The organism is Pseudonocardia nantongensis, assembly GCF_046546495.1.
GTDB lineage: Bacteria > Actinomycetota > Actinomycetes > Mycobacteriales > Pseudonocardiaceae > Pseudonocardia > Pseudonocardia nantongensis.
This window is the reverse complement of record NZ_JBKGXT010000028.1, coordinates 22,968-49,147: the sequence shown is the minus strand read 5'-3', so window position 1 is coordinate 49,147 and position 26,180 is coordinate 22,968. Positions and strand designations below refer to the sequence as shown.

General features: G+C 72.8%; 31 protein-coding genes and 5 tRNA genes. 17 read left to right on the top strand and 19 right to left on the bottom strand.

Annotation, left to right across the window (positions count from 1 at the left end):
* Window positions 1-57: 57 nt before the first annotated feature.
* Window positions 58-720, bottom strand: coding sequence for a phosphatase PAP2 family protein (locus ACLFMI_RS24355; protein ID WP_410950281.1), 663 nt, complete (start codon window positions 718-720; stop codon window positions 58-60).
* The gene (gene pgi, locus ACLFMI_RS24350) at window positions 717-2,414 is read right to left on the bottom strand and encodes a glucose-6-phosphate isomerase (RefSeq protein WP_410950280.1); all 1,698 of its coding nucleotides are present in this window, start codon (window positions 2,412-2,414) and stop codon (window positions 717-719) included. The genes ACLFMI_RS24355 and pgi overlap by 4 nt, the downstream gene beginning before the upstream one ends.
* A gap of 538 nt (window positions 2,415-2,952) precedes the next feature.
* Here pgi and ACLFMI_RS24345 point away from each other — a divergent pair.
* The 3 genes from ACLFMI_RS24345 (at window position 2,953) to ACLFMI_RS24335 (ending at window position 4,860) form a co-directional block, all read left to right on the top strand.
* Window positions 2,953-3,417, top strand: coding sequence for a DoxX family protein (locus ACLFMI_RS24345; RefSeq protein WP_410950279.1), 465 nt, complete (start codon window positions 2,953-2,955; stop codon window positions 3,415-3,417).
* Window positions 3,418-3,565: 148 nt separating this feature from the next.
* Window positions 3,566-4,435, top strand: a complete 870-nt coding sequence (locus ACLFMI_RS24340) for a HipA family kinase (RefSeq protein WP_410950278.1) — start codon at window positions 3,566-3,568, stop codon at window positions 4,433-4,435.
* Window positions 4,432-4,860, top strand: a complete 429-nt coding sequence (locus tag ACLFMI_RS24335) for a DUF3037 domain-containing protein (RefSeq protein WP_410950277.1) — start codon at window positions 4,432-4,434, stop codon at window positions 4,858-4,860. The genes ACLFMI_RS24340 and ACLFMI_RS24335 overlap by 4 nt, the downstream gene beginning before the upstream one ends.
* Before the next feature lie 22 nt (window positions 4,861-4,882).
* On the opposite strand, the gene ACLFMI_RS24330 is transcribed toward ACLFMI_RS24335, so the two are convergent.
* Window positions 4,883-5,359, bottom strand: coding sequence for an SRPBCC family protein (locus tag ACLFMI_RS24330; RefSeq protein WP_410950276.1), 477 nt, complete (start codon window positions 5,357-5,359; stop codon window positions 4,883-4,885).
* A 165-nt stretch (window positions 5,360-5,524) separates the two neighbouring features.
* Between ACLFMI_RS24330 and ACLFMI_RS24325 the strand changes: the two genes are divergently transcribed.
* Both ACLFMI_RS24325 and ACLFMI_RS24320 read left to right on the top strand, forming a co-directional pair.
* Window positions 5,525-6,568, top strand: a complete 1,044-nt coding sequence (locus tag ACLFMI_RS24325; RefSeq protein ID WP_410950275.1) for a phosphotransferase family protein — start codon at window positions 5,525-5,527, stop codon at window positions 6,566-6,568.
* Between the two features lie 244 nt (window positions 6,569-6,812).
* A complete protein-coding gene (locus ACLFMI_RS24320; protein ID WP_410950274.1) occupies window positions 6,813-7,298 on the top strand; it encodes a DUF6069 family protein in 486 nt (161 codons plus the stop codon).
* Window positions 7,299-7,372: 74 nt separating this feature from the next.
* On the opposite strand, the gene ACLFMI_RS24315 is transcribed toward ACLFMI_RS24320, so the two are convergent.
* Entirely contained in the window at window positions 7,373-8,713 is a 1,341-nt protein-coding gene (locus ACLFMI_RS24315; protein WP_410950273.1) for a cytochrome P450, read from the bottom strand.
* 120 nt (window positions 8,714-8,833) lie between these two features.
* On the opposite strand from ACLFMI_RS24315, the gene ACLFMI_RS24310 reads away from it, so the two are divergent.
* Both ACLFMI_RS24310 and ACLFMI_RS24305 read left to right on the top strand, forming a co-directional pair.
* Complete coding sequence (locus ACLFMI_RS24310; RefSeq protein WP_410950272.1) at window positions 8,834-9,715, top strand: metallophosphoesterase family protein; 882 nt, start codon at window positions 8,834-8,836, stop codon at window positions 9,713-9,715.
* A gap of 48 nt (window positions 9,716-9,763) precedes the next feature.
* Window positions 9,764-11,134, top strand: coding sequence for an FAD-dependent oxidoreductase (locus ACLFMI_RS24305; RefSeq protein ID WP_410950271.1), 1,371 nt, complete (start codon window positions 9,764-9,766; stop codon window positions 11,132-11,134).
* A gap of 69 nt (window positions 11,135-11,203) precedes the next feature.
* Here the strand turns inward: ACLFMI_RS24305 and ACLFMI_RS24300 are convergent, their stop codons facing one another.
* Together ACLFMI_RS24300 and ACLFMI_RS24295 are read right to left on the bottom strand one after the other, a co-directional pair.
* Window positions 11,204-11,497, bottom strand: a complete 294-nt coding sequence (locus tag ACLFMI_RS24300) for a hypothetical protein (protein WP_410950270.1) — start codon at window positions 11,495-11,497, stop codon at window positions 11,204-11,206.
* Between the two features lie 43 nt (window positions 11,498-11,540).
* The gene (locus tag ACLFMI_RS24295) at window positions 11,541-11,792 is read right to left on the bottom strand and encodes a type B 50S ribosomal protein L31 (RefSeq protein ID WP_410950269.1); all 252 of its coding nucleotides are present in this window, start codon (window positions 11,790-11,792) and stop codon (window positions 11,541-11,543) included.
* 76 nt (window positions 11,793-11,868) lie between these two features.
* Between ACLFMI_RS24295 and ACLFMI_RS24290 the strand changes: the two genes are divergently transcribed.
* Together ACLFMI_RS24290 and ACLFMI_RS24285 are read left to right on the top strand one after the other, a co-directional pair.
* Window positions 11,869-12,276 carry a hypothetical protein gene (locus tag ACLFMI_RS24290; RefSeq protein WP_410950268.1) on the top strand — a complete coding sequence of 136 codons (408 nt, stop codon included), beginning with the start codon at window positions 11,869-11,871 and terminating at the stop codon, window positions 12,274-12,276.
* A gap of 70 nt (window positions 12,277-12,346) precedes the next feature.
* On the top strand, window positions 12,347-13,168 hold the full coding sequence (locus tag ACLFMI_RS24285; RefSeq protein WP_410950267.1) for an SDR family oxidoreductase: 822 nt from the start codon (window positions 12,347-12,349) through the stop codon (window positions 13,166-13,168).
* Window positions 13,169-13,177: 9 nt separating this feature from the next.
* On the opposite strand, the gene ACLFMI_RS24280 is transcribed toward ACLFMI_RS24285, so the two are convergent.
* Together ACLFMI_RS24280 and ACLFMI_RS24275 are read right to left on the bottom strand one after the other, a co-directional pair.
* Window positions 13,178-13,597 (bottom strand): NUDIX hydrolase, encoded by a 420-nt coding sequence (locus ACLFMI_RS24280; RefSeq protein ID WP_410950266.1) that lies wholly within the window; start codon window positions 13,595-13,597, stop codon window positions 13,178-13,180.
* Between the two features lie 51 nt (window positions 13,598-13,648).
* Window positions 13,649-13,724: transfer RNA gene (locus ACLFMI_RS24275), tRNA-Gly, on the bottom strand.
* A 287-nt stretch (window positions 13,725-14,011) separates the two neighbouring features.
* Between ACLFMI_RS24275 and ACLFMI_RS24270 the strand changes: the two genes are divergently transcribed.
* From ACLFMI_RS24270 to ACLFMI_RS24255, 4 genes are read left to right on the top strand one after another with little or no spacing between them, the layout of a single operon-like run.
* Window positions 14,012-14,533, top strand: coding sequence for a DUF1772 domain-containing protein (locus tag ACLFMI_RS24270; protein WP_410950265.1), 522 nt, complete (start codon window positions 14,012-14,014; stop codon window positions 14,531-14,533).
* A complete protein-coding gene (locus tag ACLFMI_RS24265; RefSeq protein WP_410950264.1) occupies window positions 14,533-14,979 on the top strand; it encodes a hypothetical protein in 447 nt (148 codons plus the stop codon). The genes ACLFMI_RS24270 and ACLFMI_RS24265 overlap by 1 nt, the downstream gene beginning before the upstream one ends.
* Before the next feature lie 10 nt (window positions 14,980-14,989).
* Window positions 14,990-16,162 carry a sensor histidine kinase gene (locus tag ACLFMI_RS24260; RefSeq protein ID WP_410950263.1) on the top strand — a complete coding sequence of 391 codons (1,173 nt, stop codon included), beginning with the start codon at window positions 14,990-14,992 and terminating at the stop codon, window positions 16,160-16,162.
* Complete coding sequence (locus ACLFMI_RS24255; RefSeq protein ID WP_410950262.1) at window positions 16,159-16,866, top strand: response regulator; 708 nt, start codon at window positions 16,159-16,161, stop codon at window positions 16,864-16,866. Before ACLFMI_RS24260 ends, ACLFMI_RS24255 begins: the two co-directional genes overlap by 4 nt.
* A gap of 21 nt (window positions 16,867-16,887) precedes the next feature.
* Here ACLFMI_RS24255 and ACLFMI_RS24250 read toward each other — a convergent pair.
* The 4 genes from ACLFMI_RS24250 to ACLFMI_RS24235 form a co-directional block, all read right to left on the bottom strand.
* Window positions 16,888-16,962: transfer RNA gene (locus ACLFMI_RS24250), tRNA-Val, on the bottom strand.
* A gap of 1 nt (window position 16,963) precedes the next feature.
* Window positions 16,964-17,035, bottom strand: a tRNA-Cys gene (locus ACLFMI_RS24245).
* Between the two features lie 62 nt (window positions 17,036-17,097).
* A tRNA-Gly gene (locus ACLFMI_RS24240) sits at window positions 17,098-17,170 on the bottom strand.
* A gap of 170 nt (window positions 17,171-17,340) precedes the next feature.
* Window positions 17,341-17,769, bottom strand: a complete 429-nt coding sequence (locus ACLFMI_RS24235) for an SsgA family sporulation/cell division regulator (RefSeq protein WP_410950261.1) — start codon at window positions 17,767-17,769, stop codon at window positions 17,341-17,343.
* A gap of 274 nt (window positions 17,770-18,043) precedes the next feature.
* Here ACLFMI_RS24235 and ACLFMI_RS24230 point away from each other — a divergent pair, with 274 nt between their 5' ends.
* The 4 genes from ACLFMI_RS24230 to ACLFMI_RS24215 all read left to right on the top strand — a co-directional run bounded on the left by ACLFMI_RS24230 (window position 18,044) and on the right by ACLFMI_RS24215 (window position 20,349).
* Complete coding sequence (locus tag ACLFMI_RS24230) at window positions 18,044-18,721, top strand: RNA polymerase sigma factor (protein WP_410950260.1); 678 nt, start codon at window positions 18,044-18,046, stop codon at window positions 18,719-18,721.
* A complete protein-coding gene (locus ACLFMI_RS24225; protein ID WP_410950259.1) occupies window positions 18,718-19,701 on the top strand; it encodes an anti-sigma factor in 984 nt (327 codons plus the stop codon). The genes ACLFMI_RS24230 and ACLFMI_RS24225 overlap by 4 nt, the downstream gene beginning before the upstream one ends.
* 38 nt (window positions 19,702-19,739) lie before the next feature.
* Window positions 19,740-20,234, top strand: coding sequence for a TIGR02611 family protein (locus ACLFMI_RS24220; RefSeq protein ID WP_410950258.1), 495 nt, complete (start codon window positions 19,740-19,742; stop codon window positions 20,232-20,234).
* A 43-nt stretch (window positions 20,235-20,277) separates the two neighbouring features.
* A tRNA-Val gene (locus tag ACLFMI_RS24215) sits at window positions 20,278-20,349 on the top strand.
* Between the two features lie 79 nt (window positions 20,350-20,428).
* Here ACLFMI_RS24215 and ACLFMI_RS24210 read toward each other — a convergent pair.
* From ACLFMI_RS24210 to ACLFMI_RS24180, 7 genes are all read right to left on the bottom strand, one after another.
* Complete coding sequence (locus tag ACLFMI_RS24210) at window positions 20,429-21,691, bottom strand: tyrosine-type recombinase/integrase (protein WP_410950257.1); 1,263 nt, start codon at window positions 21,689-21,691, stop codon at window positions 20,429-20,431.
* A complete protein-coding gene (locus tag ACLFMI_RS24205) occupies window positions 21,688-21,933 on the bottom strand; it encodes a helix-turn-helix domain-containing protein (RefSeq protein ID WP_410950256.1) in 246 nt (81 codons plus the stop codon). The genes ACLFMI_RS24210 and ACLFMI_RS24205 overlap by 4 nt, the downstream gene beginning before the upstream one ends.
* A 13-nt stretch (window positions 21,934-21,946) precedes the next feature.
* Window positions 21,947-23,482 carry a replication initiator gene (locus tag ACLFMI_RS24200; protein WP_410950255.1) on the bottom strand — a complete coding sequence of 512 codons (1,536 nt, stop codon included), beginning with the start codon at window positions 23,480-23,482 and terminating at the stop codon, window positions 21,947-21,949.
* Window positions 23,482-23,811: a hypothetical protein gene (locus ACLFMI_RS24195; protein ID WP_410950254.1), complete on the bottom strand. Its 330-nt coding sequence runs from the start codon at window positions 23,809-23,811 to the stop codon at window positions 23,482-23,484. The genes ACLFMI_RS24200 and ACLFMI_RS24195 overlap by 1 nt, the downstream gene beginning before the upstream one ends.
* On the bottom strand, window positions 23,808-24,701 hold the full coding sequence (locus ACLFMI_RS24190) for an FtsK/SpoIIIE domain-containing protein (protein ID WP_410950253.1): 894 nt from the start codon (window positions 24,699-24,701) through the stop codon (window positions 23,808-23,810). Before ACLFMI_RS24190 ends, ACLFMI_RS24195 begins: the two co-directional genes overlap by 4 nt.
* A gap of 61 nt (window positions 24,702-24,762) precedes the next feature.
* Window positions 24,763-25,575 carry a hypothetical protein gene (locus ACLFMI_RS24185; protein WP_410950252.1) on the bottom strand — a complete coding sequence of 271 codons (813 nt, stop codon included), beginning with the start codon at window positions 25,573-25,575 and terminating at the stop codon, window positions 24,763-24,765.
* A gap of 142 nt (window positions 25,576-25,717) precedes the next feature.
* Window positions 25,718-26,041, bottom strand: coding sequence for a hypothetical protein (locus ACLFMI_RS24180; RefSeq protein ID WP_410950251.1), 324 nt, complete (start codon window positions 26,039-26,041; stop codon window positions 25,718-25,720).
* Window positions 26,042-26,180: the final 139 nt, after the last annotated feature.

Sequence of the window (26,180 nt, the reverse complement as noted above, 5' to 3'; positions counted from 1 at the left end):
GCGATCTCCCCGGTGCGGGCGGCGCCGTCCGGCGCGGCCCGCACCGGGCGCCGGTCGTCACACCGCCGTGCGGTGCCGGCCCCCCGCGAGCACCAGCACCGTCACCCCCGCGCAGGCCAGGCCCGCACCGAGTGCCCAGCCGGCCAGCACGTCGGAGAGCCAGTGCACGCCCAGGTAGACCCGGGTGAACCCGACCGCGCCGGCCCAGAGCACCGCTAGACCGGTCAGCAGCACGCGGCCGCGGGCGGCGAGGGTGGGCCACAGCACGAGCACCAGCGTCGTCCAGGCGGCGGCCACCATCGTCGCGTGCCCGGAGGGCAGCGACTCGTTCGCCACCGCCAGTACCTGCAGGTCGGCCGGCGGTCGGGCGCGGTCCAGGATCCGCTTGAGTGCGGTGAACACCCCGCTCGTGACGATCGGGACCGCGGCGACGCAGAGCCCCTCGGCCCGGCGGCCCCGCCAGGCGAGCACCGCCCCGGCGGCCAGGCCGACGGCGGCGCTGCCCACCGTGTTGCCGATCCCGGAGACCACCAGCGCGGCGACGGTCAGCCACGGCGACCGGTCCGCGGCCAGTCCGACGGCCGCGCCGGTGTCCCCGGCCTGCAGCCCCCCGGTGTGGGCGACCGCGACCAGCACGCCGGCCAGGACCAGCAGCAACGCCGCGGCCGCCCCGAGCCGTCGCGCGTCCCGCACCGGCGCGCCGGACCGGGCCTCGCTCACCGGCCGCGCCAGGACCGGTAGCGCTCGATCAGTGCCGCGGTGGAGGCGTCCAGGCCGGCCTGCTCCGGGTCCGGCGGGTCGGCGGCGTGCAGGGCGGGACCGAACTGCTTCGCCATCACCTTGCCCAGCTCGACGCCCCACTGGTCGAAGGAGTCGATGCCCCAGATCGTGCCCTCGACGAAGGTCACGTGCTCGTAGAACGCGATGAGCTGACCGAGCACCGACGGGGTGAGCTTCTCGGCGAGGATCGTCGAGGTGGGCCGGTTGCCCGGCATGACCTTGTGCGGGACGACGTCGGCCGGGGTGCCGTCGGCCTCGATCTCCTCGGCGGTCTTGCCGAACGCCAGCGCCGCGGTCTGCGCGAACAGGTTCGCCATGAACAGGTCGTGCATGTCCGCCGCGTCGTCCCCGGAGCCCTCGCCGGGCAGCACGTGGTTCGGCTGCGCGAACCCGATGAAGTCGGCCGGCACGAGCCGGGTGCCCTGGTGCAGCAGCTGGTAGAAGGCGTGCTGACCGTTCGTGCCCGGCTCGCCCCAGAAGATCTCCCCGGTGACGGTGGAGACCGGGGTCCCGTCGCCGCGCACCGACTTGCCGTTCGACTCCATCGTCAGCTGCTGCAGGTAGGCGGGCAGCCGGTGCAGGTACTGGCTGTAGGGCAGCACCGCGCGGGTCTCGGCGCCGAAGAAGTTCGCATACCAGATGCCCAGCATCCCGGCGACGACCGGGAGGTTGCGCTCCGGCTCGGTCTCCCGGAAGTGGGTGTCCATCGCGTGCATCCCGGCCAGGAACTCGCCGAAGTGCTCCCGGCCGATCGCGCACATCAGCGACAGGCCGATCGCCGAGTCCACCGAGTAGCGGCCGCCGACCCAGTCCCAGAAGCCGAACATGTTGTCGGTGGAGATGCCGAAGCCGGACACCTGCTCCGCGTTCGTCGACACCGCGACGAAGTGCCGGGCGATCGCGCCGGCGTCGTCGGTACCCAGCTTCTCGAGCAGCCAGGACCGGGCGTTGCGGGCGTTGGTCAGCGTCTCCTGGGTGGTGAAGGTCTTCGACGACACGATGAACAACGTCGTCGCAGGGTCCAGGTCGGACACCGTCTCGGTCAGGTCGGTCGGGTCGATGTTGGACACGAACCGGCACTCGAGATCACGCAGGGCGTAGTCGCGCAGCGCCTCGTAGGCCATCACCGGGCCGAGGTCCGACCCGCCGATGCCGATGTTGACGATCGTGCGGATCGGCTCGCCGGTGAAGCCCCGCCACTCCCCGGAGCGCACCGAGTCGGTGAAGGCGCCCATCCGGTCGAGGACGGAGTGCACGTCGGCGACGACGTCCTGCCCGTCGACGACGAGTGCGGCGTCCCGGGGCAGCCGCAGCGCGGTGTGCAGCACCGCACGGTCCTCGGAGGTGTTGACGTGCTCGCCTCGGAACATCGCCTCGGTGCGTTCGGGCAGCCCGGCGCGGCGGGCCAGCGCGGTGAGCAGGCCGATCGTCTCCCGGGTGATCCGGTGCTTGGAGTGGTCGAGGACGAGGTCGGCGCCGGAGATCGTCATCGCCGGGACGCGGCCCGGGTCGTCGTCGAACAGGGCCCGTAGGTGGCGGGGCTCGACGTCGGCCGCGTGCTCGGTCAGCACCGTCCACTCGGGAGTGGCGGTGATGTCGATACCGGAGGATCTGCTGGACGTGGGCTCGGACACGGACGCCATCATCGCGCAGCGCGACCGGGCCGGCCCGGTGGCGGGGCGGCGAGTCCCGGGTGCGCGGACGGCCACCGGTCGTGGCGGCGGCCGGTCTCCCCGGCACTGGGCCGGTGGGACGTACCGCTCGCCTCGGACGGCCGTCTGAGCGACGAGCGGCGAGCCCCGCTCGGTCGGCTGCACGACGCCGCTGACGGTGGGTGATCGCCGTTCGGCCGCTCGCGCGTCACTGCGATATCCGGGTGAAGACGAGGCGGTGACGAGCACGCAGCGTGGCCCTGACCTGCGTCATCGACGCGTCCGAATCCGTTGCGCACGTCCGGATTGCCGGTCGTGGCGCCGGACGGGCCGGTCGTGGCGGTCACCGACGGGTCGGCCACGTTGGGGTGTGAGACGGACGACTCTCGTCGCGCAGCGCAGTCGTCTCGCCGCGCTGTGTCGCTGAGCCAGGTGGCGCAGGCCGGTTCCGCCCCTAGGGTCGTGTTCATCGCGTGGTGGTCGGATCGCCCACCGTGATCATGCTCGTACTGGAGGAACCGTGTACCGCTCCCTGACCGGAACCCCGAAGGACGTCGTCCTGCTGGTGGGCCGGGTCCTGCTCGCCTACATCCTGCTGATGCACTGCCTCAAGAAGGTGGACTCGGGGCTGTTCGAGACCGCGACGGTCTTCTCCAGGTTCGGCATCCCGCTGGCCATCGCCGCGGCCTCGTTCACGATCGTCGTCGAGCTCGTGGTCAGCGTCTCGCTGGTGCTGGGCCTGCGCATGGTGGTGCCGGCCGGGTTGATGACCTTCGTGATGGTCGGGGCGATCTTCTTCGTGCACGGCAAGAACGGACTGTTCATGGCCGGGAACGGCTGGGCGCTGGTCGGGGTGATCATCTGCGGGCTGCTGGCGCTGGTGGCGGCCGGCCCCGGCCGGTTCTCGGTGGACGAGGTGCTCGACCGTGCCGCCCGCAAGCGGATGGAGCAGACCGCGGCGATCCAGCGGCCGGTCACCGTCTGAGACCCCGGCCCGCCCGCGGCCCCGATCCCCGGGCGGGCCGGTGACCTGCCAGGACTGCGGCCCGCGCCCCGACGCCACGGGGCGCGGGCCGTCCGCCGGAGCGGGAACCGCGTCGCGGTGGCACCGCGGGGCTGGATAGCGTCTCGGTGTGCTGCCCCGACCGGACGTGCGTGAGCGCGCTCTGCGCCATGTCACCGCCACCCGCTACGTGACACCGCTGCGGGAGGGCGGCTCGCTGCCGGGCCTGATGGAGGCCGACGACCTCGGTACCTACGCCGTGAAGTTCACCGGCGCCGGACAGGGCCGGCCCGTGCTGGTCAACGAGATCGTCGCCGGTGAGCTCGCTCGCGCGCTGGGACTGCCGGTGCCCGAGATCTGCACGATCGAGGTCGACGGGGCGCTCGGCCGCACCGAGCCCGACCAGGAGGTGCAGGAGCTCCTGGCGCACTCGTCCGGGCTGAACCTGGCCGTGGACTTCCTGCCCGGGGCGCTGGACCTGGACCCGCTCGCGTTCGACGTCGGCCCCGGTCTCGCCGGGCAGGTGCTCTGGTTCGACGCGCTGGTCGGCAACGTCGACCGGTCCTGGCGGAACTCGAACATGCTGCTCTGGCACCGCGAGCCCTATCTCATCGACCACGGGGCGACGCTGACCTTCGCACACAGCTGGGACAGCGCGGCCCGGTTCCCGCGACGCCCGTACGACGCCGGCGACCACGTCCTGCTCGGCGCGCACCCCGACCTGGCCGTCGCCGACGCCGCGCTGGCCCCGCTGGTCACCCGGGACCTGCTGGACGACGTCCTGGCCCGGGTGCCCGACGAGTGGCTGGCGGGCGAGCCCGGGTTCGGCTCGGCCGGCGACGTGCGGGAGGCCTACGCCGGGGCGATCCTCGGCCGGGTCGCCGAGCGCGCGACGTGGCTGCCGGGTGTCGCGGAGACCGTCACCGCCGGGCGTCCGCGACCGGTCCGGCGCGAGTCCCGGCCGCCGTCGTGGCTGCGCAACGGCGGTGCCGGCCGATGAGCGCGCGGGTGTCCTACGAGTACGCGCTGCTGCGGGTGGTGCCGCGGATCGACCGCGGCGAGTGCGTCAACGCCGGGGTGCTGCTGCACTGCCGGACCCGGGACGTCCTCGCCGTCCGGGTGCACCTCGACCGTACCCGGCTGGCCGCGCTGGACCCGCACGCCGACGCCGATGCCGTCGCCGACGTGCTGGACACGATCGCCGCGGTCGCCTCTGTGCCGGAACCGCCGCGCTCGGACCGGCACGCCACCGGCGCGCTCGCCGCCCGCGGGCCCGGGGCGGGGGAGGACATCGGCCGCCGGTTCCGGCGTCTGACCACGGCGCGCAGCACGATCGTCCAGCCCGGACCGGTGCACGTCGGTCTCACCGACGACCCGGACGCCGAGGCCGACCGGCTGCTGGCCCGGCTCGTCCTCCCGCTGTGAGCCCCGCGCCGCCGGCGGCCGCTCAGGAGGCCGCGGCCGCGCCGGCCTTCTCGATCGAGTCGCCCAGCTGGGCCTCGCCCAGCATCGGGAAGAAGCCGCGGAAGTTGTCGTCCTGCACGCCGCTCCAGTCGTAGATCTGGGTGACCCGGGTCCCGCCGCCCTCGGGCTCCAGCTTCCAGGTGTAGGTGTGCCCCTCGGCGCGGGTGTCGCCGAGCTTGTCGGTGTAGCCGTCGATCGGGTGCAGCGCCGGCGCCCAGCCGATCTTCCGGTCCTGCTCGTAGGCGGTGATCGTGTTCTTCATCCGGTAGTCGCCGAGCGCGTCGTTGTGCATGTTCATCACGAACTCGTCGCCGACACCGGAGATCGAGCTCGCGCCCTCGGCCCCGCGCAGCATGCCGGCGCCGTCGATCTCCTGGTGCCGCGCCGGGTCGGCGAGCAGCGCGAACAGCTGCTGCGGGGTGGCCTGCACCGTGCGGGTCACGCTCATCTGGTCGCTCACGGGTCCTCCTCGACCGGTCGTCCGCACCCGGCCGTCGTCGGTGACGGCGGGCGTGTCCGACGCGGATCCTGCCCGTATCGACGGTCCCGCGCAGCGTGACGGACGGGATCCGTTGTGCGCCACGGAACCCTGGCCCGTGGCGCGACGATCATGTTGGATCGGGGGATGGCCGACACGCACGACGGAGTGGACCCGGTCGCCCTGACCCGCTGGCTCGCCGCGGACGTTCCGCAGGTCAGCACGGGGGACCGGCCGGTGGACGTGGAACGTATCTCGGGCGGGCACTCGAACCTGACCTTCCGGATCACCGACGCCGAGGGCGCCCGGTTCGCGTTGCGCCGCCCGCCGACCGGCGGGGTGCTCGCCACCGCGCACGACATGAGCCGGGAGTGGCGCTTCCTCACCGCGTTGGCCCCGACCCCGGTCCCGGTCGCCGAGCCGGTCGCCTACTGCGACGACACCGACGTGCTGGGTGCCGGCTTCTACCTGATGCGGTTCGTCGACGGCGTCGTGCCCGGCGACCGGGCGGCCGGCGCGGCCGTGCCGCAACCGGAGCGGCGGGCCTGCGGGCTGGATACCGCCGAGGTGCTCGCCGCGCTGCACGCCGTCGACCCGGAGGAGGTCGGCCTCGGCGACCTGCAGCGTCCCGGCGGCTACCTGGAGCGGCAGCTGCGCCGCTGGCAACGGCAGGCGCACGCTTCGGCGATCCCGGACCTGTCGGTGCTCGACGCCGCGCACGACCGGCTGGTCGCGGCGATGCCGGAGACCGGCGATCCGGTCCGGATCGCGCACGGCGACTACCGGCCGGGGAACCTCTCGTTCGCCGGCGGCCGGATCGCCGCGATCTTCGACTGGGAGCTGGCCACCCTCGGCGAGCCGCTGGCCGACCTGGGTTGGCTGCTGGCGTCCTGGGAGCGGCCCGGCGACACCCGCCCGGCGATCACCAGCGGCCCGACGGCGGCGGCCGGCTGGCCGGAGCGGGACGAGGTCGCCGTCCGCTACGCCGAGCGGTCCGGGCGCTCGCTGGAGCACCTGCCCTACTTCGTGGCGTTCGCGTTCTGGCGTTGTGCCTGCATCGGTGCCGGCGTCTACACCCGGTACAAGGAGCGCAACATGGGGTCCGGGGTGGAGCCTGAGGCCGTGCTGGAGGAGCGGGTGCACCGGGTAGTCGCCGACGCCGAGGCCGCGATCGCCGCCCTCGAGGGCTGAGGATCGCGCGTCCGGGGGTGTTCCCGGTACGGGGCGTTCCGTCCAGGCTCCGCGGCGCGTAGCCTCCCGGTCACGCCCGGCGATCTTGGCGTGTCACCCGGTCCGGTCGGCGGGGGCGCGGGATCCGGCCGGGCACGCCACACTCGGACCGGACACGCACATCCGATCAGCCACATCTCCGACAGCTACAACTCCGACCAGGCGGCGGCGTCGGACCGCCGTCGCGACCACGGGGGAGCCGACGATGGCCGAGGCCGACGACCGTACCCGCGAGATCGGCGCCGAGCGGACGACCGCGCGTCGCCGGCCCGCGGTCGAGGCGAGCAAGCTCTGGGCCGGCGGGGTCGCGACGGCGGTGATCGCCGCGCTGATCGCGATGGTCGGGTTGCTGATCACCCGGGTGCTGCTGCAGATCCCGTACCTGGCGCCGATCGAGAGCGGCGTCGTCGGGGACACCGACCAGGTCGTGCGGCTGTGCATCATCTCCGCGCTCGCCGCCCTGGCCGCTACCGGGCTGGCGCACCTGCTGCTGCTCGCCGTGCCGAGCCCGATGGCCTACTTCGGCTGGATCGTCGGCCTGCTCACCGCGGTCGCCGCGGTCTGGCCGCTGGCGTTCTCCACCGAGCCGCTGACCGTCGGGGTCGCCACCGGCGTGATCCACCTGGTGATCGGCATGTCGATCATCAGCCTGGTGACGACGACCGCGACCAGTTCCTCCACCCGCGCCTGACCCCACCACGTCAAGCCTCCCCAACGCGTTGGGAAGGTTGCGCGCGTGGGGGTGGGCGTACGTCGGGGGCCGGGTCAGGCGTTGGCCGGGACGGTGGCGTCGTTCAGGCGGACCGGGAGGGTCCGGTAGCCGCGCAGGACGCGGGTGCCGCGCAGCTCTGCGGGGCCGTCCGCTGTCATGTCCGGGAACCGGTCGAACAGCGCCCGCAGGCCGACCTCGCCCTCCATCTTCGCCAGCGCCGCACCCAGGCAGTAGTGGATGCCCTGGGAGAACGCGACGTGCTTGTCGGCGCCGTCGCGGCCGACGTCGAACCGGTCCGGCTCCGGGAACACCTCCGGGTCCCGGTTCGCCCCGCCCAGGTTGGTCAGCACCAGCGCGCCCCGCTTGACCGGGTAGCCGCAGACGTCGGTGTTCCGGGCGGCGACCCGGCCGGTCCGCTGCACCGGCGAGTCGATCCGCAGGATCTCGTCGACGGCGTTCGGCCACAGCGACGGGTCGGCCTGGAGCCGGTCGCGCTGGTCCGGGTGGGCCAGCAGCAGCTTCGTGCCGTTGCCGATCAGGTTCACCGTCGTCTCGAACCCGGCGGCGAGCAGCAGCAGCGCGAGCGAGAGCAGCTCGTCGGTGGTGAGCCGGCCCTCCTCCTCGTCGTAGGCCGCCACCAGCGAGGACAGGATCGAGTCGTTCGGGTTCCGGCGCAGGTACTCGAAGTGCCCGGTCATCCAGTCGGCCAGCGCGTCGATGTCCTTCTCGGACCGCCGGAACATCGGGTAGGTCAGGCCCATGTCCAGCGAGAACGCCGCGCCCTCGCCCCACCGCAGGAACTGGTCCCGCATCGAGACCGGCGCCCCGAGCATCTCGGCGATCACGGTCGCCGGGAGCAGCGAGGCGAAGCCGGCGATCACGTCCGTGCGGCGGTCCGCACCGGCCCGGGCGGTCATCTCGTCGAGCAGCTCGGTCGCGATCTGTTCGGTGCGCCCGCGCAGCCGCGCGATCGCCTTCGCGCTGAACGAGCGGGTGACCAGCTTGCGGATGCGGTTGTGGTCCGGCGGGTCGATCGAGAGCAACGACGGCGGCTCGGCCGGGCCGAGCGGCCACGTCCCTCCCGCCTTCGTCAGGGTCCGCAGCAGGCCGGGCGCGTTCTCCGGCATCCGCAGGCCCACGCAGAAGTCCGGGCTGCGCAGCACCGCGGTGGTGATCTCGTGGTCCACCGTGGTCCAGGTCAGCGCCGAGCGCACCATCCGGCCCTGGTCGCGGATCGCCTCGTAGTGCGGGTAGGGGTCCCGGACGACCTCCGGACTGATGATCATCTGGGCTCCCAGGTCGCCCTTCGACGCCTGCCGGGACACCTCCCGGCGCATCGCCCCGTGTCGCAGTACCCACCGGATCCAGCGCCGTGCGCCGCGCGATCCCGCCATGCCGACCTCCCTGGTCCGAGTCCTCGCCCTCGAAGCTACTCCCGGTAACCTACTTCGGGTAACCACCTTTCGGCCATCCCTGCGTGCCGGTCCGCAGGGGCGCCGGGTACTACTGGTCGGGTGCCCGCCCCCGATGGTCCGCGCCTGCTCGCGGTCAGCGACCTGCACGTGCGGTACCCGGAGAACGCCGAGATCGCCGGTTCGCTCGTCCCGTCCCATCCGGACGACTGGCTGATCGTCGCCGGGGACGTCGACGAGCGGGTCGAGGGGACCGTCGGTGCGCTGGCCGCGCTGCGCTCGCGATTCTCGACGGTCCTCTGGGTGCCGGGGAACCACGAGCTGTGGACCCGGGCCAAGAACGCCGACTCCGCCACCGAGTCGTTGCGCGGCGTGGCTCGCTACGACGAGCTGGTCCGGCGCTGCCGGGAGATCGACGTCGGCACCCCGGAGGATCCGTACCCGGTCTGGCACGGGCCGGGCGGGCCGGTCACGGTGGCGCCGCTGTTCGTGCCCTACGACTACTCGTTCCTGCCGGCCGGGACGTCCACACCGGACGACGGGCTGGCGGCGGCCTACGCGTCCGGCGTCGTCTGCACCGACGAGCACCTGCTCCACCCGGACCCGTATCCGTCCCGGCAGGCGTGGTGCGCCGACCGGGTCGCGACGACCACGGCCCGCCTCGACGCGCTCGACCCGGACCGGCCGAGCGTGCTGGTCAACCACTGGCCGCTGCGCCGCGAGCCGTGCGACGTGCTGCGCTATCCGGAGTTCGCGCTCTGGTGCGGCACGACCGCGACCGCGGACTGGCACCGCCGGTACGGGGCGGTCGCGGTGGTGCACGGGCACCTGCACATCCCGCGCACGGTGACCGTCGACGGCGTCCCGTTCGTCGAGTCCTCGCTCGGCTACCCGCGGGAGTGGCGGCGGCACTCCGAGCGGGTCGGCCGGCACTTCCCGGAGCTGTTGCCACGCACCGTGTTGCCGTCGTCTCCTTCGGTTTAGGTCAGGCTACCTAGCTCTAGCCTCGGGGTAGTCGACCCGAGGAGAACCGTGGAGACAGCACCGCTGCGCGTGGCTGTCGTCGGTGCCGGGCCCGCCGGCATCTACGCCGCCGACACCCTGATCAAGTCCGTCGCCGGCGCCGCCGTGGATCTGTTCGAGAAGCTGCCGGCGCCGTTCGGCCTGGTCCGGTACGGCGTCGCCCCGGACCACCCGCGGATCAAGCAGATCGTGCACGCCCTGCACCGGGTGCTCGACCACCCGAACGTGCGGCTGTTCGGCAACGTGCACTACGGCACCGACGTCGCGCTCGCCGACCTGCGCGAACACTACGACGCGGTGGTGTTCGCGACCGGCTGCGAGCGGGACCGCGACCTCGACGTGCCCGGCGTCGAGCTGCCCGGCAGTCATGGCGCCGCCGAGTTCGTGCGGTGGTACGACGGCCACCCCGACGTCGGCCGGGAGTGGACGCTCGACGCCCGCTCGGTCGCGGTGATCGGTGCCGGGAACGTGGCGCTGGACGTCGCGCGGGTGCTCGCGAAGTCCGCCGGGGACATGCTGGGCACCGAGATCCCGGACGCGGTGCACCGTGGGCTGGTCGCCAACCCCGCGACCGACGTGCACGTGTTCGCGCGGCGCGGGCTGGCCCAGGCCCGGTTCAGTCCGATGGAGCTGCGCGAGCTCGACCACGTTCCCGGGCTCGAGGTGATCGTCGACCCGGAGGACATGGAGTTCGACGCGGTCTCCGAGACCGAGGCGCGCGGCGACAAGCACGTCGGGATGGTCGTGAAGATCCTGCAGGAGTGGGCGCTGCGCGACCGGCGCGGCGATCCGCGGCGAGTGCACCTGCACTTCCTGACACGGCCGGACCGGGTGCTCGGCACTGACCGGGTCGAGGGCCTGCGGGTGGAGCGCACCGCTTATACCGGCGACGGGTCGGTCCGCGGGACCGGTGTGTTCACCGAGTACCCGGTCGGTGCGGTGTACCGGGCCGTCGGCTACACCGGTTCGCACCTGGCGGAGCTGCCGTTCGACCACGAGCGCGGCGTGCTGCCGCACGTCGCCGGGCGGGTGCGCGACATCGACGGCCAGGAGCTGCCGGGTGTCTACGCCGTGGGCTGGATCAAGCGCGGGCCGGTCGGGCTGATCGGGCACACCAAGGGCTGCGCCTCCGAGACGGTGCGCAGCCTGCTCGCCGATGTGCCCGGCCTGCGCCGCGCGCCGCGGCGGAGCCCGGACGCGATGCCGCAGCTGCTCGACCGGCGGGGCATCGACTACACGAGCTGGGACGGCTGGCTCGCCCTGGACAAGCACGAGCGCGGGCTGGGGGAGGCCCGTGGCCGCGAGCGGATCAAGGTCGTGCCCCGTGGAGACATGGTCGACATCAGCCGCGCCGGGCTGAGCACCGCCTTCCCGGCGTGACGCCGGGCCGCCGGGGCGGGCGGTCACGGAACTCCGTGGCCGCCCGCCCGACCCCCGTATCGGCCGCCTTCAGTTCTCCGGGCCGAGCAGTCCGCGGCGGCGCGGCGGGGTGACCGCACGCCGTCGGCCGGAGGTCGGTGGCGGGACCAGCAGGCACCAGAGCAGCCAGACTCCCGGACCGCTGCCGAGCAGGATCCCGACCGCGAGCCAGCCGTGCCGCCACAGCGCGCCGGCCACGATCCACCCGGCGATCCAGACCGCCAGTGCCACCAGACGGATCCGGATCCGCCGCCGGTGCTCCTGCGCGAGCGGTTCCCGCAGGTCGGTGACGACCTGCACGGGCTCGCCACGGCGCCGGCGCATCCTCACCGACGGTACGCCGCCGTGATCGGCACGATCCAGCCGATCAGCCGTGTCGGCCGCCGTAGCGGCGGCGGAACTTCTCTACCTGACCGGCGGCGTCCAGGACCCGGGTCGCGCCGGTCCAGAACGGGTGCGACGCCGAGGTGACGTCCACCCGGATCAGCGGGTAGGTGGCGCCGTCCGACCACTCGACCGTCTCCCGTGACGACTCGGTGGACCGGGTCAGGAACGCGTCTCCTGTGGACATGTCCTTGTAGACGACCGGGCGGTACTCGGGATGGATGCCGGACTTCACGGGGTTCCTCCTGCGTGCTCGACTGCTACCGTCGACGTTAAACGATAACGGTTCCGGTTTGCAGGAGAGGGTGGCCATGGACGGGTTCACGACGGTGCGGTGCGCGACCTGCGCACTCATGCCCTCCGGCTTCGACGACGGCCCCGCCGGGGGCGCCGGTGTGGTGGCCGCGCTCCCCGGCGTCGACGAGGTGCTGGTTGAGGGCCTGCGGGCGGTGGTGCAGGACTCCCGGCACGGCGTCCTGGTGACGGCGGGCTGCGTGCTGGGCACGAACCTGTGCGCCCACCGCCCGCCCGGGTTGATGCTGGTGGTGCAGGCCTGCGACCCCGGTCGCCGGCGCCCGACCTCGCCGGTGGTCGTCGTCGGGCCGATCCGCGGTACCGGTGATGTCCGGGTGGTCACCGGCTGGCTGCAGGGCGGCGGTGCGCCGGACCCGGCGGCCCTGCCCGTCCGGCTGCGGTGCGCGGTGACCCCGGCCGCATAGCGCACCGCGCCGGCACCGGCGGCGTCGAAACTCCGTCGCGCCCGGTGCGGCCGGACCGCAGGATCGGGGGATGGGCAGTTTCGAACGGGATCCGATGCCGCTGCGGGGCCGTACCGCGCTCGTCACCGGGGGAGGGCGCCGCGGTGGCATCGGGCACGCGACGGCGTCCCGGCTGGCCGCGTACGGCGCGAGCGTCGTGGTGCACCACTACGTCCCGCACGACGCGTCCCAGCCGTGGGGTGCCGACGACCCGGCCGCCGCGGTGGCGGCGGTGCGCGCGCACGCCGCGGACGGTGCGGTGGTGACCGGGGTGCACGCCGACCTGTCCGATCCGGACGCACCACAGCGACTACTGGACGCCGCGACGCGCGCCGTCGGACCGCTGGACCTGCTGGTGTGCAACCAGGCCCTCTCCGGTTCGGACGGTCCGCTGGGTGGGCTGGCCGACGAGCTGGACCGGCACTGGGCGGTGGACGCGCGGGCGTCGATCCTGCTGGCCCAGGCCTACGCGAACGCCCACGACGACGACCGCCCCGGCGGCGCGGTCGTCCTGCTGACGTCCGGGCAGGGGCGGGGTCCGATGCCCGGCGAGGTCGCCTACGCCGCGGCCAAGGCCGCCGTCGCGGGCGTCACGCTCACCCTGGCCGACCAGCTCGCCGACCGGCGGATCCGGGTCAACACGGTCAACCCCGGGCCGGTCGACACCGGTTATCTGGGGGAGGAGGCGTGGGCGGAGATGGCGCCGATGTTCCCGTTCGGCCGGTTCGGCGAGCCCGACGACCCGGCCCGGCTGATCGCCTGGCTGTGCACCGACGAGGCGTGCTGGATCACCGGTCAGGTGATCGACTCGGAGGGCGGGTTCGCCCGGCACCGGCACGGGTGGCGGCCCTGAGATCCCGGGTCAGACGAGATCGTGGCCGTCGTGTGACCGGGACGCCGGGGGCCCGCCGGCGAGCGCGTCGGTGATCCGGGCCGCGAACACCGGAGGCATCCTGCGCATCGCCTCCTCCGCGGTGATCCACTCGACGGCGCTGGTCTCGATCTGCGGCCCGGGCGTGCCGGCCCGCGGTGCGCAGCGATAGGCGAGTACGACGACGTCACTCAGCAGGTTCTTGTAGACGCCGGTCAGCCGTTCGACGCGGACGGTCAGGCCGGTCTCCTCGTGGACCTCGCGCCGCACGCCGTCCTCGAACCGTTCGCCGGCCTCGAGGATCCCGCCGGGAGGTTCCCACCTGCCGTCGTCACGTCGGCGGGTGGCGAGAACCAGGCCGTCCGCGGCGACGACGACGCCGACCACGGCCACCGAGTGGATGCGGGACACGACCCCATCATGCGAGAAGCCCCCGGCCGGAGCGGCCGGGGGCTTCCCGTGTGGAGCGGACGACGGGACTCGAACCCGCGACCCTCACCTTGGCAAGGTGATGCGCTACCAGCTGCGCTACGTCCGCATCCGCACCAACCTGCGGCGCGACGTGTGCACAATAGCGCACGGTACGGCGGCCGGGGCACACGGGGTGATTCTGTCACGTGCTTCGGTACGGCACCTCGGTGTTCGCCCTGTTCACCGGTGTCGCCCATCCGCTCGGTCTCGTGCTCGGCCGCGTGTCGGTCGGCGCCCCGTACGGCGAGAGGCGTACGGCCACCGGTGTCGCACGGCCGATTCCGGAACGCCCGGCTGTTCCTAGCGTCGGCCGTGTGACCGGAGAGCCCGGTCCGCGGACGACGGGGGTGACGTATGAGGACGAGACCGGCCACGGCCGTGTCGATCGTGTTCGCCTGGGTGGCCATCACGACCTTCAGCGGGGTGCTGATCGAGACGCTGCTGATCTACCCGAACATCTTCGCCGACGTGCCGACCTCGCTCGTGCGCGGTACCGCGTTCTTCTCCGAGGTCGGGCCAGGCGACGTCTTCCCGGTGCTGGGTCTGGCGACGCTGGTGACCGGCGTGGCAACGATCGCGGTGACCTCGCGCCTCCGGGCGGCCCGGTTCCGGGCGCTGGCCGCGGTGGCGGTTACGCTCGCCGGCGAGTTCGGCTTCTCGGCGTGGTTCTTCTGGCCGCGCAACACCGTGATGTTCGTCGAGGGCCCGGCGGTCCACGCCGCCGGCGAGCTGGTCCGCGTGGCGTGGGAGTTCGAGACCGGGCACTGGCTGCGGCTGGCCCTGTGCGGTGTGACGGCGGTGCTGGCGTCCTCCGCGCTGCTCCGGGTCCTCGCCGGGCGGGGCGAGGCCGCCGCGCCGGTCCGGGAGGTCGTGTGATGTGGGGGCTCGGGCTCTCCCCGGCCGCGATCCTCGCGCTGGCGCTGCTCGGGGTGCCCCGGGTGGTGGCACACGACCTCGGACCGGTCGGCGGGGTGCCGAACGCGCTGCTGGTGTTCGTCCCGATCGCCGTCTGGCTGGGCGTGGTGGTGTGGCGGCAGGTGTCCCGCCCGTTCCGGACGCTGCTGGCGATCGGCCTGGTCTACGGCGTGCTGGTGGGGGTGGCCCACCAGCTGCTGTGGCCGTGGGCGTTCGAGATCCCGCCCCGGCTCGGCGGGAATCTCGCCGGGGCGCTGTCGCCGATCGCGGAGTCGGCGGTGTTGCGCCTGTTCGCGTTCGGGAGCAGCGTGCTGACCGGGCTCGGTGTGGGGGCGCTGGTCGGCCTGGTCGGGTGGGCCACGCTCCGGGCCCGGGGACCGCGCACCCGCGCCGGCGGAGGAGCGTGAGGGAGTGGACATGACCGTCACCGGGCCGGGCGACGATGCACGCCGCGCCCGCGGGCTCGACGTCGTCCTCTCCACCGCGACGGTCGTCCTGGTGGGGGTGGCCGTCTCCGCCGATCTCGGCGACGGCGTCGGTCCGGGACCCGTCGCGTACGGGTTCGCCGTCGGCCTCGGCGGGCTGATGCTGGCCCGTCGCAGGTTCCCGGTGGGCGTACTGGTGACGACCGCGGCCGGCCTGCTCCTGTACTACCGGCTCGGGCAGCCCCCGATCGGGCTCGCCGTCCCGATGGTCGCCGCCTTGTTCTCCGCGGCCGAGCAGGGCCGCACCCGGTGGGCGAGCGCGGTCGCGGCTGCACTCGTCGTGGTGTCCACATCGGTGCGCGCCGTGCAGGGCGACGATCCGGGGCTGCTTCTCGGCTACGAGCTCCCGTCGACGGCGGCGTTGATGACGGCCTCGATCGCCTGCGGCGCTGCGGTGCGGGCCCGCCGCGAGTGGCACGCCGAGCGGCGGCGGCGGGAGGTGACCGCACGCTGGGAACGTGAGCGGGAGGCCACGGAGCGAGTGGAGCGGGAGCGGCTGCGGATCGCCCGCGACCTGCACGACCTGCTGGCGCACACGACGGCGGTGATCGCACTGCACGCCGACGTCGCCCGTGAGGCGCTACCCGAGGACCCGGACGCTGCCGACCGCTCCCTGGCGACGGTGCGTGCCGCGTGCTCGTCGATCACTCGGGAGCTGCGCGCCACCCTGGGGGTGCTGCGCGAGCCGGCGGACTCCGGCGGGCCCCCGCCGGAGTCCCTCGGGGAGCGGCTGGCGGCCCTCGTCGATGAGGCCCGGATCGTCGGCGTCGAGGTCTGCTTCGACGAGGGTGACGGGCTCGACGCCCTCCCCGCCGTCACCGCGACCACCGTCTTCCACGTGGTCCAGGAGGCACTGACCAACGTGCTCCGGCACTCGTCGGCGTCGCATGTGACCCTCACCGGTGTCGCCGGGCCCGAGCAGGTCACGATCCGGGTGTCCGACGACGGCGGGGCCGCCGCCTGCCAGGGAACCGGCGGGTGGGGGATCATCGGGATGCGGGAACGGGTCGAGCTGACCGGCGGGCGGCTCAGCGCGGCCCCCGGGCCGCGCGGGTTCGTCGTCGAGGCGACCCTGCCGTTCCCGTCCGGTGGAGGTGAACCGTGATCAGCGTCGTCCTGGTCGACGACCAGGAACTCGTCCGGGCCGGCCTGCGCGCACTCCTCGAGCGGGCCGACGACATCGACGTCGTCGGCGAGTCGGGTAGCGGCTCCGGCGGCGTCGCCCTGGTCGGTGCGGTGCACCCCGACGTGGTCCTGATGGACATCCGGATGCCCGGCACCGACGGGATCGCCGCCACCCGGGCGATCGTCGAGGACGAGTCGCTCGCGGGCACCTCGGTCGTCGTGCTCACCACGTTCGACACCGACGGGAACATCCTGGACGCGATCCGCGCCGGCGCCGCGGGCTTCCTGCTCAAGGACGCCGGCCCGGACACACTGCGCGAGGCCGTCCGTGTCGTCGCCGCGGGCGAGGCGCTGCTGTCCCCGTCGGTGACGCGGCGGGTGATGCGGGCCGCCGCGGCGTCGGACCGGCCGTCACCGGAACGCCTCGACGTTCTCACCGGCCGGGAGCGGGAGATCCTGGCCGAGGTCGGTGCGGCACGGTCGAACGCCGAGATCGCCACCCGGCTGCACATCAGCCCGGCCACCGCGCGGACCCACGTCGGACGGTTGCTGAGCAAGCTCGGCGCGCGGGACCGGGCGCAGCTGGTGGTGATCGCGTACGAGGCGGGCTTGATCCGGCCGGGGGACCGAGCCGTTCCCGAGAACGAGGAAACCCCCTGGCCGACCAGCCGCTCGCCGGGCTGACGACCAGGGGGTTCCCCTGTCTGGTGCGCGATACTGGATTTGAACCAGTGACCCCTACCGTGTCAAGGTAGTGCTCTCCCGCTGAGCTAATCGCGCGAGGCGGAGGCGGGAATCGAACCCGCGTACAGGGCTTTGCAGGCCCTTGCCTAAGCCACTCGGCCACTCCGCCAGGAAACCCATCGGTTGGATGGACATCCCGCAGGGAGGTCCCGGCTCAGGACCGATCCTCCGAGCGGACGACGGGACTCGAACCCGCGACCCTCACCTTGGCAAGGTGATGCGCTACCAGCTGCGCTACGTCCGCATGAGCACCGTGATCTGGACCATCACCGTATTCCGGTGTCTCGCCCGTCCTCGGTGCGATGAGAGAACATTAGCACCCGCCCCGAGGGGGTTTCACGCGCCCCCCTGTGCCGCCGCCGGATGTCCTCTCAACTGCGGAGATCGACTCCGCCCGGCGTCGGGTGCGCCGGATCAGTCCTGGGCGGTGGTGTCGAGCAGGTCGGCGAGGGCGGCGTCGAAGTCCAGCCACGAGTACTCGTTGGCCGGCGGGACGGCCTCGTAGGTCGCCTGCAGGAAGTCGGACAGCGTCTTCGCCGAGGTGGTGAACAGGGCGTGTCCGGACGGCGAGGTCAGCTCCAGCTCGATGGTGCCCGGGTCCTCGCTCATCGGCTGCACCCGGACGTCACCGGTGCCGGCCGAGTCGACCAGGCCGTCGGCGAGCAGGTCACGGGCGAAGACCCAGTCGACCGTGGTGTCGTGGCCGGTCTTGAAGGAGGCCTGGACCGCGTACGGGTCCCGGCTGCTGTAGGTCAGCTCGACGGACACGGACACGGGCGCGGCGTCCGGGGTGATGAGATCGAAGGTGGCCGTCGACCGGATCGTCGTGGACTCGTCGCGCATCGGTCATCCTCTTTCTGGGGGCGTTGCGTGGGGCGTCAGTCGGAGAAACGAGCCAACGGCTCCGGCGTGACGGGTTTGGCGCGCATCAACGTGGATCACCACGGCATGACGCCCGTTCGAGTCACAGCCGTGTAACTCGCTGCTGCCGCCGCGCGGATGAACGGCCAACCCGCCGTCCGTGTGTGTGAGATGGGCCCGGCGCGGCGACTACGCTCGCCGACACCGAACCGTTCTGGCACGGTCGTCGAACAACAGCAACGTGAGGACTTCGCTGGTGGCAGGCATCGCCGATCCGCCGGACCCCCCGGAGCAGGGGCGGTCCGACCGCGGTGGCGCGCGGCGTGAGCCGCCCCGTCGGGACGACGCGGGCGACCACCGGCTGGTGCAACGGATCGTGTCGGGCGATTCCACCGCGCTGGGTGAGCTGTACGACCGGTTCGGGCGGCAGGCGTACTCCCTGGCGCGACGGATCTGTGCCGACGAGGGGCTGGCCGAGGACGTGGTGCAGGAGGTCTTCCTGGCGTTCTGGCGGGATCCGTCGCGGTTCGACCCGGCGCGTGGGCGGTTCGGCACCTGGTTGCTGACGCTCGTGCACCACAAGTCAGTGGACGCGGTCCGCCGGGAGAGCGCGGTCCGACGCCGGACCGTCCCGGCCAGCGAGGACGGGGCGGAATGGTCCGCGCCTCCGGGGCCGGGTGCCGACGAGGGTGCGATCAGCTCGCTGATCGCCGGCGAGGTGCGGAACGCGCTGGGCCGGCTCCCGGCCGAGCAGCGGCAGGTGCTGGCACTGGCGTACTTCGGCGGTTACACCCAGCGCGAGGTGGCCGCCCTGACCGGGGTGCCGCTGGGCACCGTCAAATCCCGGATGTTCAGCGGGGTCGCGAGGTTACGGAACCTGCTCGGCCCGGTGCTCGGTGAGTCCGGCGGAGAGCTCGCCGGAGGTGTGTCGTGAACGGGGAGCAGGAGCCGGTGTGCCCGATGGCCGAGCAGACGATCGGCTGGGCGCTGCACGCTCTCGAGCCCGACGAGGACGTCGCGGTGATCGAGCACCTGGCCGGGTGCGAGCGGTGCCGGCAGGTCGCGGCCGACGTGTCGGAGGTGACGACCGGGCTGGCCTCCGTGCTGCCGCAGCACGAGCCGCCGTCCGGGCTGCGGGACTCGATCGTCGAGCACGCCCGCCGCACCCCGCAGCAGGGCCGGCCCGGCGGCACGGACGAGCGCCCGGTGCCGGGGGACCGGCTCGGCACGATGCCCACCGGCAGGCACGCGGCGTCGTCGCCTCCTGAGGCCCCGGCACCTCCGCCGACCCGGGAGCCGGCCGCGCGGCCGCCCGTGCCCTCGGCACGGCCGGGTGGGCCGGCCGGCCGGTCGCCGTCCGCCTCCGAGGGGAACGCGGATCGGCCGCCCGGACCGGGGAACGCACGCCGCAAGAGCCGTTTCGGGCGTCCCGGACGGCTGCTGGTGGCCGCCGTGGCCGTCGTCGCCGTCCTGGTCGGCGCCGGTGCGGTGGTCGGGCAGGTCCGGGCACTGCAGGCCGAGCGCGACGCGAGCCTGGCGCAGGCGCAGCAGATGCACGAGGTCATGAACATGATGGCCCAGCCGGGGACCGAGCACGCGTTCCTGGCTCCGGATGCTCCCGGCGCGACACCGGTCGCGGCCCTGCTCGTCCATGACGGGCAGCGCCAGCTGGTGCCGATGGGCCTGTCGCCGAACCAGGTGGACCAGCAGACCTACGTCCTGTGGGGGGTGAACGGTGACGCCGCACCGACGGCTGTCGGAACGTTCGACGTCCACGGAGACTCCGCCGGGCCGGTGCCGGTAGCATCGAGCGGCGGTGGGACGTTCGCCCAGTACGCCGTCTCGCTGGAGCGCGGACGGACAGCCCCGCCCGCGCCGTCATCGGTGGTCGCGGCAGGGCAGGTGGAGACCTGAGTACGGAGCAGGACGCAGCAGCAACCGACTCGTCGACGGTGGGACCGCAGAAGCCCCGGCGCCGCTACACCGGTCTCCGCAAGTGGTTCCGGCGGACCAAGGTCCGCTACCGGGTGTTCCGCGCCAACATCGCGCGCAACCCTGTGCTGGATCTGACCTACCGGATCACGATGGGCGTCCTCGGGACAGCCGTGGTGATCATCGGTCTCATCGCGCTGCCAGCCCCCGGGCCCGGCTGGGCGATCATCTTCATCGGCCTGGGCATTCTCGCCGCCGAGTTCCACTGGGCCAAGAAGGTCCTGCACTGGGTCCGGGTGCGTTACGACCTCTGGGTCGCCTGGATGGGTCGGCAGACGCGGCCGACACAGCTGCTCGTGATGACCGGGATCCTCGGTCTCGTCGCGGTCTGCGCCTGGCTGCTGGGGGTGTTCTCGACCGTCGGCGGGTGGGTCGGGATCGACTGGCCGTGGCTGGAGTCGCCGTTCGCACCGCTGCTGGTGCAGATGCTGGGGCCGGGAGTGCCACCCCGGTGAAGGGGGCGGTGACCGGCCTGTGTAGAGTCGGTTTCACCGCTGAGGGCGATTAGCTCAGGGGGAGAGCGCTTCGTTCACACCGAAGAGGTCACTGGTTCGATCCCAGTATCGCCCACGCAGGTCAGAGGCCCAATCCGATCCATTCGGGTTGGGCCTCAGTCGTTCCCGGGGAACACTTGGGGAACATTCCCAGATCACCTCAGCACCGCCATTGCGCCGGCCGGTCCATCGTCCGGGTCGTCGTCATCGGGGCCGTCTGCACCGAGCATCGAGCCGCCCAGCGCGTCAAGGATGCGGTCGTGGTTCTCGGTCCGCCGCGTGTAGAGCTGTAGCGTCGTTGTGACGCTCTCGTGGCCCATCACCCGCTGCACCATGTTCGGCGGGACACCGTCGTCGACGAGCCAGGTGGCATACGAGTGGCGTAGGTCGTGGAACCGCAGGCCCGTGCCTGCCGCGCTTGCCACCGCCTTCACCGCGGCCGCGTAGGTCTCCCGGGTGAGGGCGTTCGCGCGTCCCTCGTCGTCGATCCACCGGCCGGTGAACTCCTTCGACCCGGTGTGTTCCACGGAGCCGAGCAGCCCGGCCCGGACCAGGGACGGACGCCAGATCCGCGAGCGGAACAGCGTGCGCCGCAGCGGCTTGCCGACCGCGTTGGGGAACACCAGACCGCGCTCGCCGAGCCCGTAGCGGGCGACGTGGTCGCGTAGCTGTGGCACGAGCCAGCGGGGGAGCGGCACTGTGCGCCGGCCCGCACCGGTCTTCGGGTACGGCTTGTAGTCGGTGTTCCCGCTGACCTCGACCACCGTGCGGATCACCCGCAGGGTTCCGCCGGCCAGGTCCAGGGCGTCGCTCTGCAACCCGACAGCCTCACCCCAGCGCAGCCCGGTCCACGCCGTTGGCGCAACGAACATGCGGTACCGCGTCGGGACCGCCGGGAGCAGCAGCCCGGAGAGCTGGTCCCGGGTAACCACCCGGTCGTCGTGATCATGCTTACGGCGGCGAGGCAGCGCCACGTCCTCGCAGGGGTTGAACGGGATCAGCCGGTTCCGTACCGCCGAGCGCAGCACCCCCGACGTCAGCCGCAGCGCTTCCGCCACGGTGGCGGGGGAGCGGCGCCGGCCCAACTCGCTCACCCAGCCCTGTACCGACAGGTGATCGATCTTGCCGATCTGCCAGTCACCCCACCGCGGGAGCACGTGAGTGCGCATCACCGACGCGTCGCGGGCCCGGGTGGTCGACTCGCCGGTCGTGCTTGACAGCCACGCCTCGGCGTGCTCGGCGAACCGCAGACGGCCGGCCTGCGGGTCCACGTAGGTGCCGTTGGACGCCGACGTGCGCACCGTCGCCAGGAAGTCGCGGGCCTCGCGCTTGGTCGCGAAGTTCTTCGACCGCTGCCGGCCGGACGGGTCGCGCCACTTGGCCCGGTACTGCCCGCCCGGGGTTGCATGGATACTCACGACGCCGACGCCATGTCGAGTAGCCAGGCGTGGAACGACTCGCGGGGCACCAGCCAGCGGCGGCCGAGCCGTTTCGCCGGGATCTCGCCCTTGCGGATCAGCTCGTAGGTCATGCCCAGGTTGAGCCCGAGCAGCCCTGCGACCTGCCGCACCGTATACACCTGCGGTGCCGGGATGTCGTGCAACGACACCGCGTCGTCGCTGCGGTCCGGCAACCGCAGCACCAGGTCTTGATCTGTCATCTCCGTTCCTTCCTCATCCGGCCGTGCTGGTCAGCTCCTCACGAGCGGCGCGCCTCCTGTCCCTGGCTTGTGCGGCGGCGGTGTTGGCCAGGAGGGCGTCGGCGGTGGTGTGCCAGCCGATGCCGGCGAAGTGCAGCGAGGAGATGACGACCTCGGTGGTGTCGTCGCCGTCGTCCAGCCGCTCGACCTCATCGAGGTCCGGGCCCGCGGTCGAGTGGTCGCGTTGCCAGTCGCGGCGGGCCTGCCGCAGCGCGGTCAGCGTCGTGGAGTAGCGGCGGGAGCGGGTGGAGAAGTGGCCGGCGAAGCCGAGCATGTGGGCCCATCTCCAGAGTCGGCCCCAGGAGGTCGACCACTCGTCGGGGTCCCAGCCACCGGGGCGCTGCCCGAGCCGCCAGCAGGCGTCGATCTGACGGCCCGTGTGGGTGCTGTGGTCGGTGTAGGAGCGCACGGTGTCCGGGCGGAGCCGGGTCGAGAGGTGGCCAGCGGTCTCGGTGGCCTTGGTCGCGTACTTCGCGAGGTAGGCGGCGACGGCGGTCGTGGTGATCTCGGCGCGGTCGTCGAGGTCTCGCGGGGCAAGTCGGACCGGGCGGGGATCTACCTGGGCACCCCACTCGACCCACCATCCCGACCGCCGGTAGGGGTGCGGCTCGGTCAGGAATCCGACCCCGGTCACTGCCGAGCGCAGCAGCAGCGCCACCTGCGCGGCCGAGATGCCGGGCGGGGGCGGCAGGGTCAGGTGGGACAGGTTCGGGTCGGGGTCGCGGCCGTCGAGGCGCACGAGGGCGTGGAGATGGACCGCGCCGCGGGCCTGGAACTCGGCGACCTTCGTGTAGCTCAGGCGCAGCTTGGCGCCGGAGATCTTCTCGAGCGGGCGCAGCCCGCGGTTGGCGGCGATCATCGTGCGGCGCCACAGCTCGCCGACGTACATGTTCCACACCGCCTGGTGCGGGTGGTCGTAGCAGTCCAGGCACAGCGGTCGACCGACGCGCGGGTCGTCTTCGGTGTGGCGTTCCCAGCAGGCGTGACCGTTCCCGTGCTCGCACTCGGTGTCGTCGCGGCGGGGGCGGCAGGGCAACCGCCGGCCGCGGGAGTCGGTGCGGTGGGCATGAACTGGACCGAAGGAGGGTGCGGTGACGGTCAGGAACACGCACGGATGACCGGCCACGCTGGCCGGTGTGCCTTTGCCGCCGACGAGGCCGGCGGTGACGAGCTGGAACGTGTCCGCCCGGTACGTCTCGGCACATGACGGGCAGACGGAGGCGCGGCGGTTGCCGCAGGCGGTGTAGATCAGCCCGTCGGGCATCTCAGCCGTGTGCCGCTCACCGGTGATCCGGCCGGTGGACTGTTCGACCCGGTAGACGGTGCCGGAAAGCTTGACCGGGTACGCGCACCCGCCGGCGGGGCCAACATGGTTGAGCCAGGCCGGATGGTTGTCCCGTCGGCCGGCGGAGGCCACGAGCTCGGCGCCGGGAGTGTCTGCGGCCAGGCGGGACAGCCGTCGGGACGCGAGGGCGTCGACGGTGGCGTGGTCCCGACCGGCCGTGCTCATCACGCGACGGTCTCGCGCTCGGCGACGGCGGTGACGGTGGCGGCCTGCTGGTGCCAGTACCGCGCTACGCGGTGGGCGTTGTCGCGGGCGCCGAGCACCGCGCGGTAGAACACGAGCGGGGTGGTGCGGTCGTCGAGAACGTGGCGTTCGAGCACCGCCCACCACCGCACTCGGCGGGCGTGCAGCGCGGCCAGGATCCGCCAGTGGTGATCGAGAGTGATCTGTCCGCGGCCGTAGCGCGCGTCCGCGTGCCACATCGCCACGCCGGTGCGGTGGATCCCGGCCTCCACGATCTCCGGCACCGACGGCCGATCTGCGGCGGCGGTCATGACCGGCACCCGGTGTCGTCGACGTCCTGGTCGTCGGTGTCGTGCGGAGCGCGGCGGTGCAGGGTCGCGCGGTCGGCGAGGACGTAGACCTCGTCATCGGAGAGGTAGGCGGCCTTGACCCGCCGTGGGATGCCGCCCTCGGCGAGGAGGAACCCGATTCCCTTGGCCTCCGGCGCCACCGACGCGGCGGTGTAGCCGCGTCCGGCCCAGCCGTGCCCGAGCACGATGTCCGAGCTGGTGTCGGTGGTGCAGCGGAACGCCCACCGGTACCCGAACAGGTCCCGCAGCGAGGTGGGGATGATGTCCGCGGAGGGCCGCTGCGTGGCGGCGACGACGATGATCCCGGCCGCGCGACCGCGGGCCACCAGGTCACGGACCAGGACCGAGAAGGACTCTTGCTCGCGTTTGGTGCCGACGGTGGCGGCGAAGTAGGCCAGCTCGTCGAGCACGACCACGATCGGGGCGACGCCGTCGTCCGGGGCGATCTTGCGGCGGCGTTCCTCGTCGAGGACGGCGTACCGCTCGTCCATCTCGGTCTGCAGGTCCAGCAGGGCCTGGATCGCGTCGTCGAGGCTGTTCGCGATGAACCGCTCCGCACACGAGCGCCACAGGCCGAGTTCGACGATCTTGCCGTCGAACAACCACAACCGGCAGTCGGTCGACAGGGCGGCGTGGGCGACGATGTTGTTCAATCCGACCGACTTGCCTGCGCCGGGCTCTCCGGCGAGCAGCATGTTGCGATAGATCAGTGGGAGCCGCAGGGGGCGGCCGTCCTCGCCGACGCCGAGGTGGATCGGCTCCCAGATCGACGGACCAGCGGTCGTGCGGCGTTCGCGGCGGCGGTCCGCGTACTCGTCGGCCCACCGGGCGAGCACCAGCAGCGGACGCACGAGACGGCCGGGATCCGGGCTATCGGTGAGCGAGGCGGAGGGGGGCGGCGTGCGCGGGTGCTCAGACATACTCCGACCAGTCCCCACCACGGGCTCCGGGTTGCGGACCGTCGATCGCCGGTCGTGGGGCCGGTGGGATGACCGGCCGCGTGGGCTCCGGTCGCGGAGCCGGAGCTGGCACGTCCTGGCCGCCGTCGGGTGCGGACCAGCCGTCGTCGTTCGGGTTGCCGGAGGCCCAGCGGAACAGGTCCGAGCGGATCAGGTTCGGCGCCAGGGGGTCACGGCGGATGATCTCGACACGGACGATGTTGGTCGTCGACGCCCAAGCCGTGACCCGGCATTCGCGAGCGAAACACGCCGAGGCCAGTTCCTCGGCCTCCTCCTCGATGGTCTTCGGGGCGAGGCCGGCACGCAGGAACAGCCACACGACCTCCCCGACCCGGGTCGGGCGCGCCCACACGGCGAGTGGGCAGGCCCGCGAGCGGGAGTTGAGGACCCTGCGTTCGACCAGGGCCTGGCGAACCCGATGCCGCGACAGCACCGCCTGCGCGCGGTGGAACAGGAACCGCCGCGTCCACGGCAGCCCGACCAGCAGCAACGCCACGGCGGCGAACAACGCGGCGCGGGTCGTCGTGCTGAGACCCGGGCCGGGGCTATCGACGGGGACGCCGTCGGGGCTGGTCACCTGGTCCGGGCCGAGTGCGACCCAGGCTGTGATCAGGATGGTGGTGACGAACAGTTCCGCCCGCAGCCGCAGAATCAGTGCCAGGACGCGGATGACGGGGTTGCGGGGCGGCGCGGAGATGATCTCGAAGGAGTCGACGCGGGACTTCCCGGCACCGAAGGTGCGGGCGGGTGCGGCGTTGCGAGGCATGGCGATCGGCCTTCCGGACGAGGCTGACGAGCGGCGGGCGTGGGCTAAGCGGGGGTAACGCCGGGGAGAGGGCCGAGGCACCGGGGAAGCGAGTCTCGGCCCTCTCCACCGACCAGGCAGCGGACGAGCAGGCCAGCGCCGGTCAGGAGGCCTTGGCGGTCGGCGCCTGCGTGGGCTCGATCCGGTCGGCCTTGAACGCCACACCCGCGCGCTGGCCCTGCTGCCATGGGATCGCCACCAGAGCCACCGGACGGACCTCGGCGCCCTGCTCGACCTGCGGGGAACCGGGGGTGGTGACCGAGAGGATCTCCGCGCCCTCCGCGTCGACCTTGACCAGCTGCGTGATGAACAGCGGCGTCCCGGTCTGGCGGTCGGTCCGCTGTCGGCCCTCCATGTCGTTCTTCGGACGCGGAGCGGCGCCCACGGTGAAGCGGGTACCGGTGGTGTCGACCTTGATCATTGCCATGACCGTCCTCCAGGGACTCGATGAGATGGCCCCGGGCTCGGGGCAGTACCGAGAATCCGCTGATCAGTGAGACGGGCCTACCGCACCGCTGGACTTCTGGGGACGTCTACCGAATACTGGGACGTCCAAGACGTCCCTA

Excerpts from the sequence above, each read along its gene's own strand:
- ACLFMI_RS24270 (WP_410950265.1), top strand. The coding sequence starts at position 14,012 with ATGAGGACGAGACCGGCCACGGCCGTGTCGATCGTGTTCGCCTGGGTG.
- ACLFMI_RS24195 (WP_410950254.1), bottom strand. The coding sequence starts at position 23,811 with ATGACCGCCGCCGCAGATCGGCCGTCGGTGCCGGAGATCGTGGAGGCC.
- ACLFMI_RS24265 (WP_410950264.1), top strand. The coding sequence starts at position 14,533 with ATGTGGGGGCTCGGGCTCTCCCCGGCCGCGATCCTCGCGCTGGCGCTG.
- ACLFMI_RS24335 (WP_410950277.1), top strand. The coding sequence starts at position 4,432 with ATGAGCGCGCGGGTGTCCTACGAGTACGCGCTGCTGCGGGTGGTGCCG.
- ACLFMI_RS24185 (WP_410950252.1), bottom strand. The coding sequence starts at position 25,575 with ATGCCTCGCAACGCCGCACCCGCCCGCACCTTCGGTGCCGGGAAGTCC.
- ACLFMI_RS24200 (WP_410950255.1), bottom strand. The coding sequence starts at position 23,482 with ATGAGCACGGCCGGTCGGGACCACGCCACCGTCGACGCCCTCGCGTCC.
- ACLFMI_RS24320 (WP_410950274.1), top strand. The coding sequence starts at position 6,813 with ATGGCCGAGGCCGACGACCGTACCCGCGAGATCGGCGCCGAGCGGACG.
- ACLFMI_RS24300 (WP_410950270.1), bottom strand. The coding sequence starts at position 11,497 with ATGCGCCGGCGCCGTGGCGAGCCCGTGCAGGTCGTCACCGACCTGCGG.
- ACLFMI_RS24285 (WP_410950267.1), top strand. The coding sequence starts at position 12,347 with ATGGGCAGTTTCGAACGGGATCCGATGCCGCTGCGGGGCCGTACCGCG.
- ACLFMI_RS24325 (WP_410950275.1), top strand. The coding sequence starts at position 5,525 with ATGGCCGACACGCACGACGGAGTGGACCCGGTCGCCCTGACCCGCTGG.
- ACLFMI_RS24260 (WP_410950263.1), top strand. The coding sequence starts at position 14,990 with ATGACCGTCACCGGGCCGGGCGACGATGCACGCCGCGCCCGCGGGCTC.
- ACLFMI_RS24315 (WP_410950273.1), bottom strand. The coding sequence starts at position 8,713 with ATGGCGGGATCGCGCGGCGCACGGCGCTGGATCCGGTGGGTACTGCGA.
- ACLFMI_RS24235 (WP_410950261.1), bottom strand. The coding sequence starts at position 17,769 with ATGCGCGACGAGTCCACGACGATCCGGTCGACGGCCACCTTCGATCTC.
- ACLFMI_RS24290 (WP_410950268.1), top strand. The coding sequence starts at position 11,869 with ATGGACGGGTTCACGACGGTGCGGTGCGCGACCTGCGCACTCATGCCC.
- ACLFMI_RS24205 (WP_410950256.1), bottom strand. The coding sequence starts at position 21,933 with ATGACAGATCAAGACCTGGTGCTGCGGTTGCCGGACCGCAGCGACGAC.
- ACLFMI_RS24180 (WP_410950251.1), bottom strand. The coding sequence starts at position 26,041 with ATGGCAATGATCAAGGTCGACACCACCGGTACCCGCTTCACCGTGGGC.